Origin of the sequence: Shigella sp. FC1967 (genome assembly GCF_001743005.1) — a bacterium.
In the GTDB taxonomy this organism is placed as follows: Bacteria; Pseudomonadota; Gammaproteobacteria; order Enterobacterales; family Enterobacteriaceae; genus Proteus.
Genome location: NZ_MIIZ01000795.1, coordinates 1 through 3206 on the forward strand (window position 1 = coordinate 1; position 3206 = coordinate 3206).

Annotated in this window: 2 protein-coding genes and 1 pseudogene; 1 reads left to right on the plus strand and 2 read right to left on the minus strand. The window is 35.7% G+C overall.

Translation table 11 applies throughout. The annotated features are described in order from the left end of the window. Positions 1–1172, minus strand: a pseudogene (locus BHE89_RS27465) (AAA family ATPase); the annotation flags it as partial. Next, entirely contained in the window at positions 1169–1873 is a 705-nt protein-coding gene (locus BHE89_RS13140; RefSeq protein ID WP_069368935.1) for an RNA ligase family protein, read from the minus strand. The gene BHE89_RS13140 and the pseudogene BHE89_RS27465, both read right to left, overlap by 4 nt. A gap of 251 nt (positions 1874–2124) precedes the next feature. Here BHE89_RS13140 and BHE89_RS13145 point away from each other — a divergent pair, with 251 nt between their 5' ends. Further along, the gene (locus BHE89_RS13145) at positions 2125–2913 is read left to right on the plus strand and encodes a glucose 1-dehydrogenase (RefSeq protein ID WP_069368934.1); all 789 of its coding nucleotides are present in this window, start codon (positions 2125–2127) and stop codon (positions 2911–2913) included. Positions 2914–3206: the final 293 nt, after the last annotated feature.

Consider the following 3206-nt stretch of genomic DNA (forward strand, 5'->3'; position numbering starts at 1 on the left):
TTTTGTCTCTGCCATTGCGCATATGGAACTTCAATATAAACCAACGTAATTTTTGCATTATAACGATAAAACAAAGAGATAAGTTGATCTCGCATTTTTTCTTTGTAATGTTGGTGGCATTCCAAACAAAAGATTTAGCTGGCACAGCTTCGTTTCTTGCATTATTTTGTCTCTGCCATTGCGCATATGGAACTTCAATATAAACCAACGTAATTTTTGCATTATAACGATAAAACAAAGAGATAAGTTGATCTCGCATTTTTCTTGTAATGTTGGTGGCATTCCAAACAAAAGATTTATGCTCTCGTAAATAAATACGAGCTTGCTCTTTTGCTTGCTGTGCTATCCAACCATTAGCATCTCTATTATCTGGTTTGATATTATTCTGGCGACGGAGCTCATCTAAACTCACAATCGGAAGATCTGCACAATGTTGACGAATAAAGGTATCTTTTCCCATACCTGGTAATCCACATAACACCGTAACCTCACTTCCTTTCTCAGGATAAGGCTCATAATTACAGTCTGTGCTATTTTCTGTATAAAAATAGTGAAAGCGGGCATCATCTGAAGGAAATAGAGCGCTTTTGCGCCAACAGTTTAACTCTTCACAATAAAGTATAAATAGTTCAATTTTATCAAAAAAGTGCCTGCTGATCTTCACAATCTCGCCCTAAAACATCCGCTTTAGCCAATAATGCCAACAAATAGCAATCTACTCTTAATGATGCAGAAAGCAGTGCTTTTTTAGGATCAGGTTTATCCATCACCCATAACGGTAATCCATGGAAGCGAACTAACGCTGCAATCTGTTCTCTATCAGCAAAGTTTAAAGGAACTTTTTCATACAGAAAAAGACGTGTTGTTAATTCACCTTTACGTGCATGACCCGGTGAAACAATACGCCCCTCTTCTTCTCGTGTTGTAGAACGTTTTTCCACATCATGAAATAGTGCTGAGATCCATAAAATTTGCTGCTCTCTTTCAGTTAGTGTCTTATATTCTGGCAATGATTTAACTGAATTGATTACTCTTTGTGTATGAATCGCCACATCACCTTCTGCATGATGAATAGGATCTTGTATAACACCAGCCATATCACGCATTTCGTCATACCGTTCACAGAGGTATTCCCATGACATTTCAGTGTGTAATTTATTATGAAGCATCATTGAGACTCCTGTACTTTTTCCCATATCAGAGGGGCTCGTCGCCAATTTTTTTTCCAATGAACATCTGTTTTAACATGATCTTTTCTAACGTATTTAAAAACACGATGTGAGAAATCATCTAAAGAAAATGCGTGTGCATCTCGTGTAACAATGCCTTCCATTGGGCTCATTTTTTGCGTTAAAACATCATAAGATTGAAAGAAACTTGCCTGTTTAGCTTGTGAAACGATCATATTTTCAAAATCAGTTTTATCCTGACATTTAGGCAGTGTAATCTCTGGTACCGTTGGAAGATCAAACAAAGAAGCATAAAACTGCACTTCTTCCCAACTAAGCCATTTATCTTTATAACGAACTGCAAACACATAAAAATATTCTTCTAGATGTGCATATTCAATAGAATGGATGGCATATAGATTTTCACCGAAAATATCTAACTCACCTAAATCATTTTTCATCATTTGCCAACGTTGACGTAATTGAGATGTCCACGCTGATTGTGTCGGAGTCGCATGCGAGCGTGCAAAAACGCCCATTTTATTTAGGCAATTATTTTCTCCATCGAGTTTTTCTGTATGGATAAGTTGTTTTATTTGGCAAATATCCTGCCACCATTGCGCATTTATACGATCGTCGTTTGTTGTGCCTGGTGAAAAAGGATAGTGATAGGTTCTATCATATTTTTGTGATTGATTATTCATTATTTAATACTCATTAAGTAACAGAATCTCTACCAAATTTAAAAAAAATTTAGTAAGTTAATTTTTCTGTATCTGCACTATTCCTTCAGTGCCTTAATGCGTATTACATAATAACGACCTACAATAAAGAGAAGTGAAAATAAAATAAGTAGCTATATTAACCATAAGCTTAGTAGAGTGCTAGATAAATAACCTTTTTTATCTCTTATATTACTTTTTGCTTAATTCTCAAATCGAATGTCGGAGGAAATATGTACAACGATCTTCAAGGAAAAGTAGCTGCCGTTACGGGTTCATCAAGAGGAATTGGTGCTGCTGTTGTATCACGATTAGTCGCTGAAGGAATGAATGTCGTGATTAACTATCATTCTGACGAAGAAGAGGCCCAAAGCCTTGCCGATGATTTAAATAAATTAAATTTAGGTAAAGCCATTATTTTTGGGGGAGATATTAGTAACGAAGATGTTGCCCATAATTTTATTTATTGTGCCATAAACCATTTTGGTAAACTCGATCTACTTATTAATAATGCTGGAATTGAAGCACAAACACCTTCCCACGCTGTTGATTTATCCGATTGGCGTAAAATTATAGATGTGAATTTAACTAGTTATTTTCTTACCGCTCGCGCTGCACTAAGATATTTTGTAGAAAATAAACTTCAAGGCAATATCATTAATATGTCATCTGTTCATGAGATTATCCCTTGGCCTACTTTTGCAAGTTACGCAGCAAGTAAAGGTGGAGTAAGAATGCTGACTCAATCTCTCGCTCTTGAATATGCAAGTCAGGGTATTAGAATTAATTCAATTGGTCCTGGAGCAATCAACACCCCCATCAACCAAGAAAAAATGCAAGATGATACGCTTCGTGAAGAATTAGAAGAGATGATCCCAATGAAATATGCGGCTGAACCAGAAGTTGTTGCTAATGTAGCCGCTTGGTTAGCATCTGAACAATCAACCTATATCACAGGGCAGACTATTTTTATTGATGGAGGGATGACTCTTTATTCCTCCTTCCAATCTGGTAAAGGTTAATTAGTAATAAAACTCCCACTTTTTGGTTTCTATATGACTAGAAAGTGGGGGACATCATTAATTATTCTTGTTCTAAATCAAGCACAACATTTTTTAGATTTAATCAAGTTATTTGGAAAAATTAAACTTCGCTATCAAAAATAAATGGTGCATATAATTTTCGAGTCTCCATGAAATAGAACCCTTTACTTTTAACCATGCCGTAACAACAAGTTCGCGCCAACAAGCACCTCATCTCGAGCAAAAGCTAAATATAATGTTTTTACCTGAATCTATCTAATTAATAAACATCA

What these genes read in the sequence shown, in the direction of transcription:
- BHE89_RS13145 (WP_069368934.1), top strand. Translation starts at nt 2,125, where the DNA reads ATGTACAACGATCTTCAAGGAAAAGTAGCTGCCGTTACGGGTTCATCA.
- BHE89_RS13140 (WP_069368935.1), bottom strand. Translation starts at nt 1,873, where the DNA reads ATGAATAATCAATCACAAAAATATGATAGAACCTATCACTATCCTTTT.